Genomic DNA, 15,901 nt, shown 5'->3' on the forward strand with positions numbered 1-15,901 from the left:
TGGCGAGCCCGCAGTGTGCCATATAAATAGGATTTCATGGGCGAAACACCGTACCCTGCCCCGACAAATCAGGCGAAGCTGGCGCTCTTGCCCGGTTTGCGGCGGGCGACCAGGCCCAGCAGACCGAGGCCGGCCACCAGCATGGCCCAGCTGTCCGCTTCCGGCACGGCCGAAACGCCCAGCAGCGTTTGCGAGCCGGCGGCGGTGTATTCGGTGTAGACGTAGTTGCCGCCATGGCCGGTGTAAGCCAGCGCATTGCTCAACATGCCATGCGCGATGCCGGCGACCACGTCGTTGTCATCCAGGACGCCGCCGGTGGTCGGCAGTTGCAGTTTGCCGTGGGCGAAATCCTTGTCATCCAGCGTTTCCCACAAGGCCAGCTGGAATGCCGCCGCATTGTTGGCGTTGTAGACGCCGTTATTCAACACTTTGCTGTACGAGGTTTCGTACAGGCCCACGATGGCGCTGTTCGACTGCCGCGTCAGCAGGCCGCTGTAGCCGGCCTGGTCGTTGGCCGGCGTGGTCGGATCGATGCAGAAGGCCAGCGTATTGACGCCGTCGCCGCTCAGGGTCCACGGGGTAATCGTGGTGGCGGACGGGGTGCCGAAGAAGGTGGCGTCCTCGTTGTAGTACTCGAGCGCGGACTTGGTCTGCACGGTGATGGCGGCGTGGCTGACGCTGGAGAATGCCAGGGCGGCGGCTACGGCGGCGGCTTTGACTGCGGTGTTGAAGTTGATGGTCATGATGATTTTTCTATAAAAGTAGTTGTAATCGGCCGCCGGAGCTGGTCCCCGGCGACATCCCCGCTTTGAAATCTTAGCAATGCGCTACCGGGCTCTGGCCCACCAGCGTTGCCGCCGGCTCGGAACCGATCAGGTCGGCGATGGTCGGTGCGACCACGCCGGCCGCGGTCGCGTCTGCCCTGGCGACGTCGAAATACACGTCGGTCATGTCGGCCGTTTTGCCGTTGTTCATGACGACACTGCTGCGCTCCAGGTGCAGGTTGTTGTTGGCGTCGACGAACGGCAACTCGGTGTATGCCACCTTCAAGCTGGCCACGCCGGCGTCCTTCAGCGACATCAGCTCGCCCGCATCGGTCTTGCCGTCGCTGTTCTTGTCCTGCCAGACCAGCAGGCTGGTGAACTGACCATCCTTGGCATCGACCACGCCGTCGTGGTTGCTGTCGTAGCTTGCCAGCTTGGCGAAGCCCGAACCCTTGCTGGCGCCGCCGAACAGCTCGTTGATGCTGTCGATCTTGCCATTGCCGTTGCTGTCGATGGCCAGGAAGCCGTCGCTGGCCGACAGCCAGCCGGACTGGATCGCCTTGCCGGTGCCCAGCAAATCGAAGCTGCCCTGCATCGCGCCGCGGGCGATGGTGTGGATGCCGTCGCCATTCAGGTCGATCGCGATCGGGGTGATGGTGGCATCCCAGCTCATGTCGTTCTTGCCCGAAGTCAGCGAGATCGTGTCGGTGTGGGTCACGTTGGTGTAGGCCTTGCCGTCGCCGGCCACGTCCGAATCGATGGCGTCGTTGGCGCCGGTGTTCTTCACGCCCCACTTCCAGTTGCTCATGTTGTAGGTGCGCTGATCCGACGAGAAGTAGGCGCTGACGTTGGTCTTGTCGAACACCAGGTAGTAGTTGCCCGGCGTCAGATCGTTGAACTTGTAGTTGCCGCTGGCGTCGGTCTTGATCGTGCTGCCCAGCTGCTTGTTGGTGGCGGCGTCGTACAGCGCCACGCTGATGCCTCCAATGCCTTCCTCGCCGCTGTCCTGGATGCCGTTGTGATTGGCGTCGCGCCACACCTTGTCGCCGATGCTGGCCTTGCGATAGATGCCGGCATCTTCGGTGGTGATGTTCTGGCCGGTCGCCAGGGTGATGGCGCCGGTACTGCCGGTGCTGCCGTTGACGCTGGTGATGTCGGAATCGCTGGCGTCGGTGCCCATGCCGGACTTGGTGAAGTACCAGCCGCTGCCGTTAGTGACCGCAACCTTGTACGAACCGGCGGCGAGGCCGTCGAACAGGTACTGGCCGCCGTCGTGGGTGACGGTGGTGGCCTTGAGCGTGCCGGCCGTGTCGTACAGCTTGACGGTGACGCCGTCGACGCCCTTCTCGCCGCTGTCCTTGACGCCGTTGTAGTTGACGTCTTCCCAGACGGTGTCGCCGATGCTGGCGGCCTTGACCAGGCCGGCGTCGCGGCTCGCATCCTTCGCGCCCGAGGCCAGCGAGAACTGCGCGGTCTGGCCGCTGCTGTCGGCGTCCGAATCGGCGCCGGTGTTCGTGCCCTGGTTGGTCTTGGTGAAGATATAGCCTTCCGGTGCGCTGAACTTGACCGAGTACTTGCCGGGGCCGACGTCGGCGAACGAGTACAGGCCGGCCGCGTCCGTGGTGTCGGTGGCGATGGCCACGCCTTTTTCGTTGAGCAGCGTGACCACGACATTCTTGGCCGCCGCCTCGCCCGACTGCTGGATGCCGTCGCCGTTGGTGTCGTACCAGACCTTGTCGCCGACCGAAGCTTTTTGATACAGGCCCGCGTCCATATTGGTGGCGTGCTGGCCGGCGCTCACGGTGATCGCGCCGAGGTTGCCGCTGGCGTCGGCGTCGCTGTCGACGGCGCCGTCGCTGCCCACGTCCTTGGCGGTGACCAGATAGCCGCTCGGCGCCTTGATGTCCACCGAGTAGGTGCCCGCCGCGACCGAGAACTTGTAGTTGCCGTTGCTGTCGGTGGTGGTGGTCTTGACGATGTTGCCGTCGCCGTCGCGCAGGTTGACCGTGACGCCGGCCTTGCCGCTGTCGCTGCCGTCGTCCTGCAAGCCGTTGCCGTTCTTGTCGATCCACACCTTGTCACCGATGGTGGCGGCCGCCAGCACGCCGGCGTCCACGCTCTTGTCGACGTGGCCCGACGTGACGGTGACGGCGTGCGACAGGCCGCCGGCGTCGACGTCGGAATCGACGCCGTCGTTGCCGCCCTGGTCGGCCTTGGTGAAGACCATGCCTTCCGGCAGCGTGGCCTTGTCGAACTGCACGGTGTAGCTGCCTGGCTTGAGGCCGGTGAACAGGTAGTTGCCGTCGCAATCGGTGGTGACGGCCTTGCCGACCTGGTTGCCGTCGGCGTCGACCAGGATCACCTTGACATCGGAGACGCCGCATTCGCCGCTGTCCTGGATGCCGTTCTTGTTGCTGTCCAACCAGACGCGGTCGCCGATCGAAGCGGCCTTGTACAGGCCGGCGTCGACGGTGTTGTTGACTTCGCCTGCGGCCAGCTTGACGACATTGCTGACACCGTTGCTGGCGAAGTCGCTGTCCCTGGCGTCGTCGCTGCCCGCGTCCTTGCCGGTGAAGCTGAAGCCCGACGGCGCCGTGACCGACACCGTGTAGCTGCCCGGATCGGCGGTGAAGCTGTAGTGGCCGGCGGTATCGGTGGTGGTGGTGGCCACCACTTTGCCGCTGCCGTCCTTCAGCTGCACGGTAACGCCGCACAGGCCCGCTTCGCCGCTGTCCTGCAGGCCGTTGCCGTTCTTGTCTTCCCAGACGGTGTCGCCCAGCTTGGCCGGGGCCGCCACCAGGCCGGCGTCCAGGTCGCTGTTGACGGCGCCCGAGGCCAGCGTCACTTGCGCGGTCTTGCCGGTGGTGATGTTGGCGTCGGAATCCTTGACGTCGTTGGCGCCCTGGTCGGCCGCCGTGAAGCTGTAGTTGGCCGGCAGCGAGCCCTTGTCGAACTGCACGCTGTAGCTGCCCGGCTTGAGGTTGGTGAAGCTGTAGTTGCCGCTGGCGTCGGTGGTCGCGGTGGTGCCGGTCGGATTGCCGGCCTGGTCCAGCAGGATCACCTTGACGCCGGCCACGCCGGTTTCGGCGCTGTCCTGCAGGCCGTTCTTGTTGGCGTCGTACCAGACGCGGTCGCCCAAGGTCGCGCCCTTGTAGAACCCGGCGTCGACGTCGTTGTTGACCTGGCCTGGGGCCACGGTGACCTGCTCGCCCTGGCCGGCGGCGTCGACATCGCTGTCCAGCGCGCCGTTGCTGCCGGCGTGCTGGCCGGTGGCGCTCATGCCGGTCGGTGCGGTGACCGAGATCGCATACTTGCCGGCGTCCACGGTGAAGCTGTATTTGCCGTCGGCGCCGGTGCTGGTGGTCTGGACCACGTTGCCCTGCTCGTCCTTCAGATCGACCTTGACGCCGACGATGCCGGCCTCGCCCGCATCCTGCACGCCGTTGCCGTTCTTGTCTTCCCACACGCGGTCGCCGATGGTGGCCTGCAAGGCGCTCACGCCCGCATCCAGGTCGTGATTGACCGCGCCCGAGGTCAGCGTGACCTGCTGGGTCTGGCCGGTGGTGACGCTGGCGTCGGAATCGGCGGCGCCGTCGCTGCCGGCGTGCGCGCCACTGAACACATAGCCGGTGCCCAGCGTGGTCTTGTCGAACTGCACGCTGTAAGTGCCCGGTTTCAGATTGTTGAACAGGTAGTGGCCATCAACGTCGGTGGTGGCGGTGGCCACTGCGGCGCCGGCGGCGTCCAGCAGCGTGACCTTGACGCCGGAACGGCCGGTTTCATTGGCGTCCTGCACGCCGTTGCGGTTGGCGTCGTTCCAGACCGTGTCGCCCAGTTCGGCGAGCTTGTACAGGCCGGCATCCACCGTGGTGTTGCTTTGGCCGGCCGTCAGCTTGACGTTGGCGCTCTCGCCTGCCGCGTTGATGTCGCTGTCGGTGGCGGTGTTGCCGCCCTGGCCGCTCGCGCTGCTGACGTAGCCCACAGGCGCGGTGACGGCGATCGAATAGGTGCCCGGATCGACGGTGAAGCTGTACTGGCCGCCGTCGTGGGTGACGGTGCTGTTGACCACATTGCCCAGGCTGTCTCTCAGATCGACCTTGACGCCGTCGATGCCGCTTTCGCCGCTGTCCTGCACGCCGTTGGCATTGCTGTCTTCCCACACCCGGTCGCCCAGCGTGGCTTGCTGCACCATCAGGCCGGCGCGCAGGGTCAGGTTGTCGCCCGAAGCCAGCGTGACTTGCGCGGTCTTGCCGGTGCCGGTGTCGGCGTCGGAGCCCGCGCCGCCGGGGCCGCCCTGCGCGGCGGAGGTGAAGTTGTAGCCGGCCGGCAGCGTGCTCTTGTCGAACTGCACGCTGTAGACGCCGGGCGCCAGGCCGTTGAACTGGTAGTGGCCGTTGGCGTCGGTGATGGCGGCAGCGCCCGTCACCGGGTTGCCGCTGGCGTCCAGCAAGGTGACCTTGACGCCGGCCGCGCCGACTTCGCCGTTGTTCAGGCGGCCGTCGCGGTTGGCGTCGATCCACACGATCTCACTGAGCGAGGCCGGGCGGTAGACGCCGGCGTCGACGTCGAGCTTGATGTCGCCCGCGCCGACCGTGACGCTGGCCTTGCCGTCGCTGCCGACGTCGCTGTCCAGCGCGCCGTCGACGCCCTTGCCGGCGGCGGTGAAGGCGTAGCCCGCTGGCGGCGCCACCGACACGGTGTAGGTGCCCGGATCGACGGTGAAGCTGTACTGGCCGCCGTCATGGGTGGCGACCGAGCCGACCACGTGGCCGCCCGTGTCCTTGAGCGTGACGACCGCGCCGTCCACGCCCTGCTCGCCCGCGTCCTGCACGCCGTTGCCGTTGGCGTCTTCCCACACGCGGTCGCCCACGGTGGCTTGCTTGACGACGATGCCGGCGTCGAGGTGCTGGTGGCTGTCGCCGGAAGCCAGCGTCACTTGCGCGGTCTGGCCGCTGTTGACGTCGGCGTCGGAATCGATGGTGGTGTCGCCGCCCTGGGTCTGGGTGGTGAACAGGTAGCCGACCGGCAAGGTGGTCTTGTCGAACTGCACGCTGTAGCTGCCCGGTTGCAGGCCGCTGAACTGGTAGTGGCCGCTGGCGTCGGTGGTGACGGTGGCGCCGGTCGCATGGCCGGCCGCGTCCAGCAGCGTGACCTTGACGCCGGCCACGCCCGCTTCGCCGTTGTTCTGCACGCCGTCGCGGTTGGTGTCGTACCAGACCGTGTCGCCCAGCGACGCCGGACGCACCAGGCCGGCGTCGGCCTTGTTGTTGGTCTCGCCCGGCGTCAACGTGATCGCGCCGGTGTTGCCGCTGGCGTCGATGTCGCTGTCGACGGCGTCGCCGCCCTGACCCTTGACCGTGGCCGCATAGCCGGCCGGCGCCTGCACGGACACCGAGTAGGTGCCGGGATTGACGTCGAAATGGTATTTGCCGCTGGCGTCGGTGGTGGTGGTCGAGACCACGTGGCCGTCCGCATCCTTCAGCTGCACGGTGACGTTGGACAGGCCGGCTTCGCCGCCGTCCTGCACGCCGTTGCCGTTGCTGTCTTCCCAGACCAGGTCGCCCAGATGCGCCATCGGCACCTTGAAGGTCAGGTAGTTGGGCGTGACGCTGGTGTCGGCGGCGCCGCAGCCAACCAGGCCGCCGGCGTCGCGCACCGTGAAGCCGACGTCGAAGCTGCCGGCGGCAGTCTGGCTGGGTTCGAACGACAGATGGCCGGCGGCGATGTCGGCGGCCGAGATTTCGGTGTTGATGGCCACGGCCGCGCCGTTGAGCATCAATTTGCCGGCGGTCGGCAGCGAGGTGATAATGACGGACTGGAAGGCGTCGTGTTCGACCTTGTCGACGAAGCCGAAGTCGGCCTGGGCCAGCGTGATCGGCGCGCCGTTGGTCAGCGCAAAGACCTTGTCGGCGCCGGTCGGCGCGTCGTTGACGGGGTCCACCACCACTTGCAAGCTCAGCGTGATGTGCACACCGTTGCCGTCCTGGGCGATGAATTCGATGGTGGCGAACTGGCCGTTGTAGTTCGGCTTCCAATCGCCCGGATGGACATAGACGGTGTCGGCATCGACGCGGCCGAACAGCGGCGTGTTGGCGCTTGACGTGGTGCCGTCCGGCAGCTTCACAATCATCGCGCTGATGTTCAGGGCGGCGGTCGTGCTGACGCCGGCCGCAGCCAGCACATCGCGCATATCAAAGGTCGCATTGGTGTCTTCGCAGACGTGAACCGTACTGTTGATCGAAATGGTAGTCATTTCAACATCCCCGCCGTCGCGCCGTCGTATTTGAACTTAATCATTCGTATAAGCCTACAAAAAGTGGTTTTAGAGTGGATTACTAACCGGCGCGGCTCGTGACGAAAAACAGGTCCAAGGCGGCTGGGGAAAGCGGAGTAACTGACATCACCGGGCTAAAGTGATGCTGGTGGTACATGTAAGTTGCCGCAATTATAGCAAAGGTTTTCTTTTGATAATTGTTATTTTTGACTTTTATCATTCCATGCATCATTTTTAAGTTCCTAAACGCAACATCCCATCGCTCCCCGCTATGCCCTACAATCTCGGCATGACTGAAATCACCCTTGCCCTGCCTTACGCGCTGCCGCCACCAGAGATGGCGCCCGACCTGTTGCGCGCCCTAAAAACTCCTGCTTGGGCTACGTTGTTGTCTCGCAACAAACACTGTCAATACAACATCTACGACAACGACAGCCGGGTGCTGCCGCACGAGGCCTGGCTGGCCCACGCGCTGGGCCTGGCGTCCGCGCCGGATCGCCCGGACACCGGCGCGCCGGTGGCCACCGCCGTCATGCACGGCTGCGGTCTGCAGGCGGAAGCCGGGCTTGGCCACTGGTTCATCGTGCAGCCGGCGCATATTCAGCTATCGCGCACGCACCTGCTGCTGTCCGATCCACGCGCGCTGCAATTGAGCGAGGCGGAATCGCGCGCGCTCTACGAGCTGGCCCGCCCCTGCTTCGAAGAACAAGGCAAGACGCTGCTGCACCCCGCGCCCGGCTTGTGGTTTGCACGGGCCGACGAGTGGTCCGGCATGGCCACCGCCTCGCCCGACGCCGCGACCACGCAAAACCTGAGCGACTGGATGCCCGAGGGCGAACACGCGCGCGCCTACCGCAAGCTGCAAAACGAAATCCAGATGCAGTGGCACGAACACCCGGTCAATGAGGCACGCCAGGCGCGCGGCCTGCAAGCGGTGAACTCGTTCTGGCTGTGGGGCGGCGCCGGTCCGCTGAAAGCCGCGCCGCAGCCGCTGGCCATCGCGGGCGGCCCGGCTTGGATGCAGGCACTGGCCGCGCCCGCGCTGCGCCAGCCAAGCGCCGCGCAGTTGATCGCCCGGCCGGGCGGCGCGATGCTGGCCGAGCTGATACCGTCGGCGCAAACCGGCGACTGGTCCGACTGGATCGCGCGCATGCAGCGCATCGAACAGGAATGGCTGGCGCCATTGCTGGCGGCCTTGCAGGACGGCCGTATCAGCCGCCTGACGCTGCTGCTCAGCCACCGCAACGGCTGGAGCACCGTCGGCACCAGCAAACTGGCGCTGCGCAAATTCTGGCGCAAGCCAAACCTGAACCTCTTACTGAAGCAAGCCTGACATGACCCGTATCGCCATCCGCCCCTGCCCGTTCCGTGAATCCGAAGTGCTGCGCCAGGGCGGCATCCACCCTGTGCTGGCGCGCTTGTACGCCTCGCGCGGCCTGACCGACGCCAAGGAGCTGTCGAGCGAACTGGCGTCCATGATTCCGCCTTCGGGGCTGCTGCACATCGGCGCCGCCGCCGTGTTCCTGGCCGACTCGATCGCCAGCGGAAAGCGCATGGTGATCGTGGCCGACTACGACTGCGACGGCGCCACCGCCTGCGCGGTCGCGCTGCGCGGCATGCGCGCGATGGGCGCCAACATCGACTTCATCGTGCCTAACCGCTTCGAGTACGGCTACGGCCTGACGCCGGAGATCGTCGAGCTGACGGCGCGCGAAAAACAGCCGGACATCATCATCACCGTCGACAACGGCATCGCCAGCATCGACGGCGTGGCCGAGGCCAACCGGCGCGGCATCGAAGTCGTCGTCACCGACCACCACCTGCCGGCCGACACGCTGCCGGCCGCGCGCGTGATCGTCAACCCGAACCAGCCGGAGTGCGGCTTCCCGAGCAAGCATATGGCCGGCGTCGGCGTGGTATTCTACGTGCTGCTGGCGCTGCGCGCGGAATTGCGCAAGCGCGGCGTGTTCGACGCCCAGACCCAGCCCAAGCTGGACAACCTGCTCGACCTGGTCGCGCTGGGCACCGTGGCCGACGTGGTGCGGCTCGATCCGAACAACCGCATCCTGGTGGCGCAGGGCCTGAAGCGCATGCGCGCCGGCCGCATGCACGCCGGCGTGGCCGCGCTGTTCCGCGTGGCCGGCCGCGAGCCACGCACCGCCAATCCCTTCGACCTCGGTTTCGCGCTGGGCCCGCGCCTGAACGCGGCCGGACGGCTGGAGGACATGTCGCTGGGGATCGAATGCCTGATCACCGACGACGACGGCCGCGCATGGCAACTGGCGCAGCAACTCAACGAAATCAACCTGAAACGCCGCGAGATCGAAGCCGAGATGCAGGACGCGGCCTTGCTGCACCTGGACGCGTTCGAGCCGGCCAACAGCAGCACCATCTGCGTGTTCGACGAATCGTGGCACCAGGGCGTGATCGGCATCGTCGCCTCGCGTCTGAAGGAGAAATTCTTCCGCCCGACCATCACCTTCGCGCCCGGCGCCGACGGCTGGATCAAGGGCTCCGGCCGTTCCATCCCCGGCTTCCACCTGCGCGACGCGCTGGACCTGGTGTACAAGAAGGCGCCCACGCTGATCGACAAATTCGGCGGCCACGCCATGGCGGCCGGCCTGACGCTGCGCGCGGATGCCTTCGACGCCTTCGCCGCAGCCTTCGAGGAAGTGGGCCGCGCGTGGTTGAGCAAGCAGCAGCTGGAGCGCGTGATCGAAACCGACGGCCCGCTGGAAGACGCTTACTACACCACCGCGTTCATTGAGCTGATGGATGGCCAGGTTTGGGGCCAGGGCTTCGCGCCACCGGTGTTCTGCGACGAGTTCCGCGTGGTGAGCCAGCGCATCCTGAAAGAGCGCCACCTCAAGCTGCTGCTGGAAAAGAACGGCGCGCGTTACGACGCGATCTGGTTCGGCCACGTCGATTCACTGGGCGAGCGCGCCAAGGTCGCCTTCCGTCTCGACGCCAATGAATACAACGGCGTCACCAAGGTGCAGCTGATGGTGGAGCACGCCGAACCGGCGTAAGTCGCGCCCTCGCGCGCAGGTGAGAATGCGCGCACTTTCCACATTGGCAAGATGGTATTCTATGCATCCCCGCCTATCTTCCAGGATGGATCGATGCAATTATCCAATTACCTCTTCTTTACAACGACTTGCGAGCAAGCACTGGAGTTTTACACCCAGTGCGGGCTGGGTCGGATGACCGACGTATTGCGGTTTGGTGTAGATGGCATGCCAGTTCGCAATGAAGCCATGCGCGGCAAAATCATGCATGCAAGATTTGAGGGGCCAGGCGTCCTGTTCTTCGCCTCCGACAATGACGATGCGGAGCCAATGCGGGGGTCCGCACATATCCTGCAGATGACCGACCGGCAGTTGACGAAACAGCTTTTTGACAAACTGGCTGAAAAAGGCATGGTCACCACACCGCTAGACATGCAGGTTTGGGGGGATTACTACGGCAAATTGACCGATCAGTTTGGCGTGCAGTGGATGGTGAACTGTTCGGCCTGAACTCGGCGTGCTGCGAGTGGCCTACTCCTGAGGAATGGAGGCAGTTCCGAGACTGCCACCTCAACCACGCACGATATTGCAACTGCTATTTTATATGTATTCGGTGAATCTATGAGCTGCGAGAAATGCATTGGCCTGACTAATATGAAATCCATAAAATCCAGAATGGATTTAGAAGATAAGATTGCGGTGTGTCAGAAGGAAATGAAAAAAGGGATCTTAAAGAATGAAGGCGCCGGATACTGGGGAACCTCGTTCTCTAAATTGTCTTTGGGATATATCGGTGACATTGTAAGCAATTATTTTTCTTGCGCATCCTGCGGGCAGCTTTTTCATCTACACGCTGAGACATATCACGGTGCGGGTGGTGGATTTGAGAAAATTGGAAGTATTGACGAGCGCTTGCAGGATGATATTTAATTTTGTTTAATGAGTAGTGCTCGTGAGTTTTTCAGATAAGCAAGCTGTTATCCTGAACGCCGTTGGCCGAGTTAGTCTACTGGCCGCCCTTAATCGTATGTTAGACCCGAGCTACTGTATTTCATTTTGCCCCACAAGCCTCGACACCGCCATCGAACACAATGCGCCACGTATTCGGCGCCTCCAACCGCCAGACCGAGCTGAATCGCGCGATCAGCTTGCCATCCGGGCCATGCACTGGTCCGGATGTCTTGGCCAGCGTGCCCGACGCCAGCACCTCAACCTCGTCCGGCTCCCAGGAAAACGGCGCATCCGGCTTGGTAAAGAACTTCTTCCACTCATCGGCCACCGCCTGCTTCCCGCGCACGGATTGCCCGGCGCCACTGAACACCGCCTCTTCGGACAAGAAAGTCACGAAAGCCGCATGATCGCGTGCCTTCATGGTTGCGGCAAAGGCCCGCTCGACGTTGGCCACCTGCTCCTGCACTCCAGTGAAGGCTGGCGCGGCACCCGCAGCGGTCACAATCAATGCCAACGCCCCCGTCACCGCCAGACACATCCATTTCATGGCCACCCTCCCCTTATTTTGTAGACAAGACGATATTAGTCCAGTTGGTCCTCGATTGCTATTAATCCTAAAAAGGAGTATAACTAGTCCATCAACGGAGGATTTATGAATCTTACCTACGCTTACCCCCGCAGCCGCTTCGAGCCCACCATCTTGGTCGACCTGAACGCCAAGCCCGAGCGCGAACGACTGTCCAAGGCCGCCCTCAAGGGCTTTTTCAAGCTGGCCGCCGCCTGGAAGCTGCGCGACGACGACGCCCGCGAACTGTTGGGCGGCATCTCAAGCAGCGCCTACTACGAGTGGAAAAAAAACCCGGAACGCACGCTGGAGGTGGACTGCATCACGCGCATCTCCTACCTGCTGGGCATCTACAAGGCGCTGCACATCCTCTACGGCGACAAGCTCGCCGACGAATGGATGGGCCTTGCCAACACCAACCTGATCTTCGGCGGCCGCACGCCACTGGCCTATATCGAGGCCGGCGGCCTGCCCGCCATGCAGATCGTGCGCCAGTTGCTGGACGCCCGCCGCGGAGGACTGTAAGTGCCGGTCAGCCTGATTCCTCCCCTCACCACGCTGCGCCAGTTCGACACCTGCCGATTGCTGCCCTCGCGTTTCGCCGATTTCGAAGACTCGGTGCTGGCGCCACTGGCCGATAACGACCAGGACCTGCACGACCTGTTCGAACTGGATAACGCCACCAACGCCCGCCTGCAGGCGCAGAACGGCGGCGCCGCCGGCATCACGATGGACGAACTGGTGTTCGGCGTGCCGAACTTCCGCATCGTGAACGCCGCCTTTACCTACGCCCGCCCTGAAGGCAGCCGCTTCAACGGCGGCGATCGTGGCGCGTGGTACTGTGCCTTCGATGTCGAGACCGCGCTGGCCGAAGTGAGCTTCCATAAAGCCGTCGAATACGCGGAGATCAACCGCTTCGACGACAGCGTCCAATACCAGACCATGCTGGCCGATTTCACCGCGCCCTTCCACGACCTGCGCGGCCAGGCGCGCTACCTGGGCTGCCTGGCGCCGGACAGCTACATCGAATCGCAGATCCTGGCCGAACGCCTGCTGGACGGCGGCTCGCTGGGCATCATCTACCCGAGCGTGCGGCTCGACGGCGGCATCAACCTCGCCTGCTTCCGCCCTGCGCTGGTGGGCAATGTTCGCAAAGGTGCGGCCTATCGGTTAACATGGCGGGGAAACCCCGTACCGATCATCGAAATTATCTGAATCATGCAAACCAAACCTGAAAACGACACCGACCTGCGCCTCAAAGTAAACCGCGAGACCGCGCGCCTGCCTTGGGCCGAACTGCTCAAGCATTTCGCCGCCGGCAATGTGGTGTGGATCGCCAATTCGCTGGACCTGGTCGACGTGGCCGTGCGCATCTCGCACGACGACAAGGCCCACATCGGCCAGTGGATGGAAGCCGGCCTGCTCGCCAAAGTCAGCGACGAGCAGGCTGCGAACTGGCTGGAGATCAACGCCGAACTGTGGGCAGTCGTCGTCGGCCCCTTCATCCTCGTGCAGCAGGAAAAGGCTGTTCCAGCCAGCGTGCATTAAAACTTGAAGCTGCCCGCGTCGAGCGTGACCGATCCGCCGCAAGCCGGCGTGGTCGCTTCGCGATTGCCGCTGGCGGTGGACTGGTTACTCTCCCACACGGTGCTCACGCCGTACTTCATGAACTTGTACTGGATCGCCGTCGACGGCGGCAGCTGGAAGGTGCGCGACCACGGCACATTGGCCCCACTGCCTTCGATGGTCAGCTGATTGCTGGCGCCCTGCACCCAGTTGCCCAGCTCCGCGCGATTGCCCACCACGTACACGTTCTGACCCACCACCGTATTCGCATTCGCCACGCGGAAGGTCACCGGCACCGTGGTGCACGTGCCGCCGCCACCGCCGCCGATCTTCTGGTTGATATGCAGCGCCACGGCAGGCACTGTCGCGCCGCCATTGGCCGGGATGCTCACGCTGGTCACGCCATTGCTGCCGACTGTGACGCTGTCGCTGGTGCAGGCCGTGCCGGCGGCGTTCAGTTGACCATGCACCACGTTGCAGTAGGTCCCGGAGGGCAGCAGCGTTTGCAGCGACGCGTTCCAGGCCGAATACTCATTGTTGATCGCCACGAAGCCCTTGGCGCCGCGTCCGAACGCGATCTGGTTGGCGGTGCCGTTGGTGAAGTAGTCCACGCCCTGCCCCGACGTCGCCGAACGGAAGGCCACCATGTTGGAGATGTCGCTCCAGCGATGGATGAAGTCCCACTGCTGGTTGATCAGCGGGTTGCCGCTGGCGTCGAACGGGCTGGCACTCGGCGGCGCCTGGTCGAAATTGGTGAAGCGGAAGCCCGAGTGCAGCTGCGCCGAGCCATACGGCCAGGCCAGCATGAAGATGTTCGCCAGGTCGTAACGCTTGGTGCCTTGCGTGTCGTTGGTCGTGCCGGAGACATAATTGCTGGCCACCAGCGAGCTGCCATTGCGCTCCGTGTCCCAGTTGTTGACAAAGACAGTCGCTTTCTCGCTCGGCACAAAGCCCCAGGTGCCGCCCCAGTTGCCCGGCGTGCCCATGATGGCGCGCACCTGCGACAGGCTGGCGCCGTTCTCGTTGCGGAACATGGCCTTGATGGCGAAGGTGTACTGGAATTCGTTCAGCATGCCGACGTTGTAGTAGTCGGAGCGCACCACGTTACTGTCCGGGATCACCTCCTGCGTGATCCACAGCGACTCGCCAGCCAGGGTGGTGTGCGTGACGCCGCCCATGATCGCCTGCAGGTCGCTGGGCTGCATATGCTTGGCGGCGTCAAAGCGCACACCGTCCACGCCCATGTTGATCAATTTGGTCAGGTAGGTCTTGACCTGGCCTTGCACGTAGGAGCCGTCGGTCTTCAGGTCCGGCAGGCCGCTCAGGCGGCAGAACATCACGTTGTAGCGGTTTCCCGGCGAGCCGTAGTCACCGCCGGCGATATCGCAGGCGGGATGGAAATCACTGGAGCTGAAGAAGGGATAGGCCAGCGTCGTCGAATTCCACGTCGAGCCATCAGTGGCGGTGCCGGAACCGGCCGCCAGGTGATTGACCACCACGTCCGCATACACGCGCACCTTGGCCGTGTGGCAGGTGTTGATCATGGTCTGGAACTCGGCCTCGGTGCCCATGTTGCTCTTCAGCGAAGCGAAGTTCACCGGCTGATACACGTCCCACCACGCACCCAGACTGGCCGAAGCCTGCGGCGGCGATACCTGCACCGCGCCAAAGCCCTGCGGGCCGAGCCAGTTGGTGCATTCCTTGGCGATGTCGTTCCACTTCCAGCGGAACATCTGGACCGATGTGTCGGCGGGGTTGAAGGCGGCATGCGCAGGCGCGAGGGCGCAACCGCCCAGCAGGCCGGCGGCCAGTAAGGTTTTCATCATTTTTATCTCCGTGTCGTTATATTTTGTATTTTGGGAAATACTGCAGCCCAGATAAAATGTAGCAGAACTACAGTAAACAACAAGTGGAATTCGCTACAGTTTTCACATTCCCCTACGGGAATCGCTTCCACTGGTTTTCCATACGACACATATGTAATGCGATTACTCGTGTGATACTGCCAGATAGTCAATCCCCGGCAGCCCCTGTATGATGGGGCGAAAAAACGACACTACGAGATCCATAGCCACCTCATGTCCAGCACACTCCCCGTCGAAAGCGCCAACGATATCGCCAACAACCTCGCCGAAGCCATCGCGGCGCGCAAGCTGCCGCCTGGGACCAAGCTAAGGGAAGAAGCGTTGTGTCGTTTGTACTCGGTCAGCCGCACCAAGATCCGCGCGGCGCTGCTGATACTGTCGAAGGACAAGCTGATTAACATGGTTCCCGACAAGGGCGCCGTCGTCAGCCAGCCCAGCGAGCGGGAGTCGCGCGAGATCTTCGCGACGCGGCGCATCATCGAAGCGGCGCTGGCGCGCGAGTTCACCGCCAAGGCCAAGCCGGCCGACTACAAAATGCTGGAGAAGCATTTGAAGGAAGAACGCAACGCACTGTCGCAAGTGCCGTCGAAGATGCGGCAGCAGCTGCTGGGCGATTTCCATGTGCTGCTGGCGGACGTGGTGGGCAACGAGGTGTTGAAGGAAATCGTGCGCGAGCTGGTGGGCCGCAGCTCGCTGATCACCATGCTGTACCAATCCGAACGCGATGCCGCCTGCTCGTCAGATGAACACAGCGCCTTCCTGGCCGCCGCCCGCTCGGGCGATGCGGACAAGGCGGCGGAGCTGATGCTGCACCATCTGAGCCACGTGGAAGCGGCGCTCAATTTCGACGTCAACGCCAGCCCGACCAAGAAAGATCTCATCTCCGCGCTGCTGATGTAGCGATACGA

At 63.7% G+C, this 15,901-nt stretch carries 12 protein-coding genes; 8 read left to right on the top strand and 4 right to left on the bottom strand.

The window, feature by feature from the left end; translation table 11 throughout:
• Positions 1-68: 68 nt before the first annotated feature.
• Entirely contained in the window at positions 69-743 is a 675-nt protein-coding gene (locus KVP70_RS23215; protein WP_217944726.1) for a PEP-CTERM sorting domain-containing protein, read from the bottom strand.
• Positions 744-816: 73 nt separating this feature from the next.
• Positions 817-7,017 (bottom strand): SdrD B-like domain-containing protein, encoded by a 6,201-nt coding sequence (locus tag KVP70_RS23220; RefSeq protein ID WP_217944727.1) that lies wholly within the window; start codon positions 7,015-7,017, stop codon positions 817-819.
• A gap of 310 nt (positions 7,018-7,327) precedes the next feature.
• Between KVP70_RS23220 and KVP70_RS23225 the strand changes: the two genes are divergently transcribed.
• The 4 genes from KVP70_RS23225 to KVP70_RS23240 all read left to right on the top strand — a co-directional run bounded on the left by KVP70_RS23225 (position 7,328) and on the right by KVP70_RS23240 (position 10,976).
• A complete protein-coding gene (locus tag KVP70_RS23225; protein WP_217944729.1) occupies positions 7,328-8,371 on the top strand; it encodes a hypothetical protein in 1,044 nt (347 codons plus the stop codon).
• Between the two features lies 1 nt (position 8,372).
• Complete coding sequence (gene recJ / locus KVP70_RS23230; RefSeq protein ID WP_217944730.1) at positions 8,373-10,067, top strand: single-stranded-DNA-specific exonuclease RecJ; 1,695 nt, start codon at positions 8,373-8,375, stop codon at positions 10,065-10,067.
• Between the two features lie 93 nt (positions 10,068-10,160).
• Positions 10,161-10,556 carry a VOC family protein gene (locus tag KVP70_RS23235; RefSeq protein WP_217944731.1) on the top strand — a complete coding sequence of 132 codons (396 nt, stop codon included), beginning with the start codon at positions 10,161-10,163 and terminating at the stop codon, positions 10,554-10,556.
• A 144-nt stretch (positions 10,557-10,700) separates the two neighbouring features.
• Entirely contained in the window at positions 10,701-10,976 is a 276-nt protein-coding gene (locus KVP70_RS23240; RefSeq protein ID WP_217944733.1) for a hypothetical protein, read from the top strand.
• Positions 10,977-11,097: 121 nt separating this feature from the next.
• On the opposite strand, the gene KVP70_RS23245 is transcribed toward KVP70_RS23240, so the two are convergent.
• A complete protein-coding gene (locus KVP70_RS23245) occupies positions 11,098-11,544 on the bottom strand; it encodes a YybH family protein (RefSeq protein ID WP_217944735.1) in 447 nt (148 codons plus the stop codon).
• A gap of 105 nt (positions 11,545-11,649) precedes the next feature.
• On the opposite strand from KVP70_RS23245, the gene KVP70_RS23250 reads away from it, so the two are divergent.
• The 3 genes from KVP70_RS23250 to KVP70_RS23260 are packed head-to-tail and all read left to right on the top strand — an operon-like array spanning position 11,650 to position 13,110.
• Positions 11,650-12,087: an antitoxin Xre/MbcA/ParS toxin-binding domain-containing protein gene (locus KVP70_RS23250; protein WP_020703698.1), complete on the top strand. Its 438-nt coding sequence runs from the start codon at positions 11,650-11,652 to the stop codon at positions 12,085-12,087.
• Positions 12,088-12,777, top strand: a complete 690-nt coding sequence (locus KVP70_RS23255) for an RES family NAD+ phosphorylase (RefSeq protein WP_217944737.1) — start codon at positions 12,088-12,090, stop codon at positions 12,775-12,777.
• Between the two features lie 3 nt (positions 12,778-12,780).
• On the top strand, positions 12,781-13,110 hold the full coding sequence (locus KVP70_RS23260; RefSeq protein WP_217944738.1) for a DUF2288 domain-containing protein: 330 nt from the start codon (positions 12,781-12,783) through the stop codon (positions 13,108-13,110).
• Here KVP70_RS23260 and KVP70_RS23265 read toward each other — a convergent pair.
• Entirely contained in the window at positions 13,107-14,954 is a 1,848-nt protein-coding gene (locus KVP70_RS23265; protein WP_217944740.1) for a carbohydrate-binding module family 20 domain-containing protein, read from the bottom strand. The genes KVP70_RS23260 and KVP70_RS23265 overlap by 4 nt on opposite strands.
• A gap of 252 nt (positions 14,955-15,206) precedes the next feature.
• Here KVP70_RS23265 and KVP70_RS23270 point away from each other — a divergent pair, with 252 nt between their 5' ends.
• Positions 15,207-15,893 carry a GntR family transcriptional regulator gene (locus KVP70_RS23270; RefSeq protein WP_217944742.1) on the top strand — a complete coding sequence of 229 codons (687 nt, stop codon included), beginning with the start codon at positions 15,207-15,209 and terminating at the stop codon, positions 15,891-15,893.
• Positions 15,894-15,901 lie beyond the last annotated feature (8 nt).

Origin of the sequence: Duganella violaceipulchra (assembly GCF_019166075.1) — a bacterium.
Lineage (GTDB): Bacteria > Pseudomonadota > Gammaproteobacteria > Burkholderiales > Burkholderiaceae_D > Rugamonas > Rugamonas violaceipulchra.

Excerpts from the sequence above, each read along its gene's own strand:
- KVP70_RS23215 (WP_217944726.1), bottom strand. The coding sequence starts at position 743 with ATGACCATCAACTTCAACACCGCAGTCAAAGCCGCCGCCGTAGCCGCC.
- KVP70_RS23220 (WP_217944727.1), bottom strand. The coding sequence starts at position 7,017 with ATGACTACCATTTCGATCAACAGTACGGTTCACGTCTGCGAAGACACC.
- KVP70_RS23225 (WP_217944729.1), top strand. The coding sequence starts at position 7,328 with ATGACTGAAATCACCCTTGCCCTGCCTTACGCGCTGCCGCCACCAGAG.
- recJ (WP_217944730.1), top strand. The coding sequence starts at position 8,373 with ATGACCCGTATCGCCATCCGCCCCTGCCCGTTCCGTGAATCCGAAGTG.
- KVP70_RS23235 (WP_217944731.1), top strand. The coding sequence starts at position 10,161 with ATGCAATTATCCAATTACCTCTTCTTTACAACGACTTGCGAGCAAGCA.
- KVP70_RS23240 (WP_217944733.1), top strand. The coding sequence starts at position 10,701 with ATGAAATCCATAAAATCCAGAATGGATTTAGAAGATAAGATTGCGGTG.
- KVP70_RS23245 (WP_217944735.1), bottom strand. The coding sequence starts at position 11,544 with ATGAAATGGATGTGTCTGGCGGTGACGGGGGCGTTGGCATTGATTGTG.
- KVP70_RS23250 (WP_020703698.1), top strand. The coding sequence starts at position 11,650 with ATGAATCTTACCTACGCTTACCCCCGCAGCCGCTTCGAGCCCACCATC.
- KVP70_RS23260 (WP_217944738.1), top strand. The coding sequence starts at position 12,781 with ATGCAAACCAAACCTGAAAACGACACCGACCTGCGCCTCAAAGTAAAC.
- KVP70_RS23265 (WP_217944740.1), bottom strand. The coding sequence starts at position 14,954 with ATGATGAAAACCTTACTGGCCGCCGGCCTGCTGGGCGGTTGCGCCCTC.
- KVP70_RS23270 (WP_217944742.1), top strand. The coding sequence starts at position 15,207 with ATGTCCAGCACACTCCCCGTCGAAAGCGCCAACGATATCGCCAACAAC.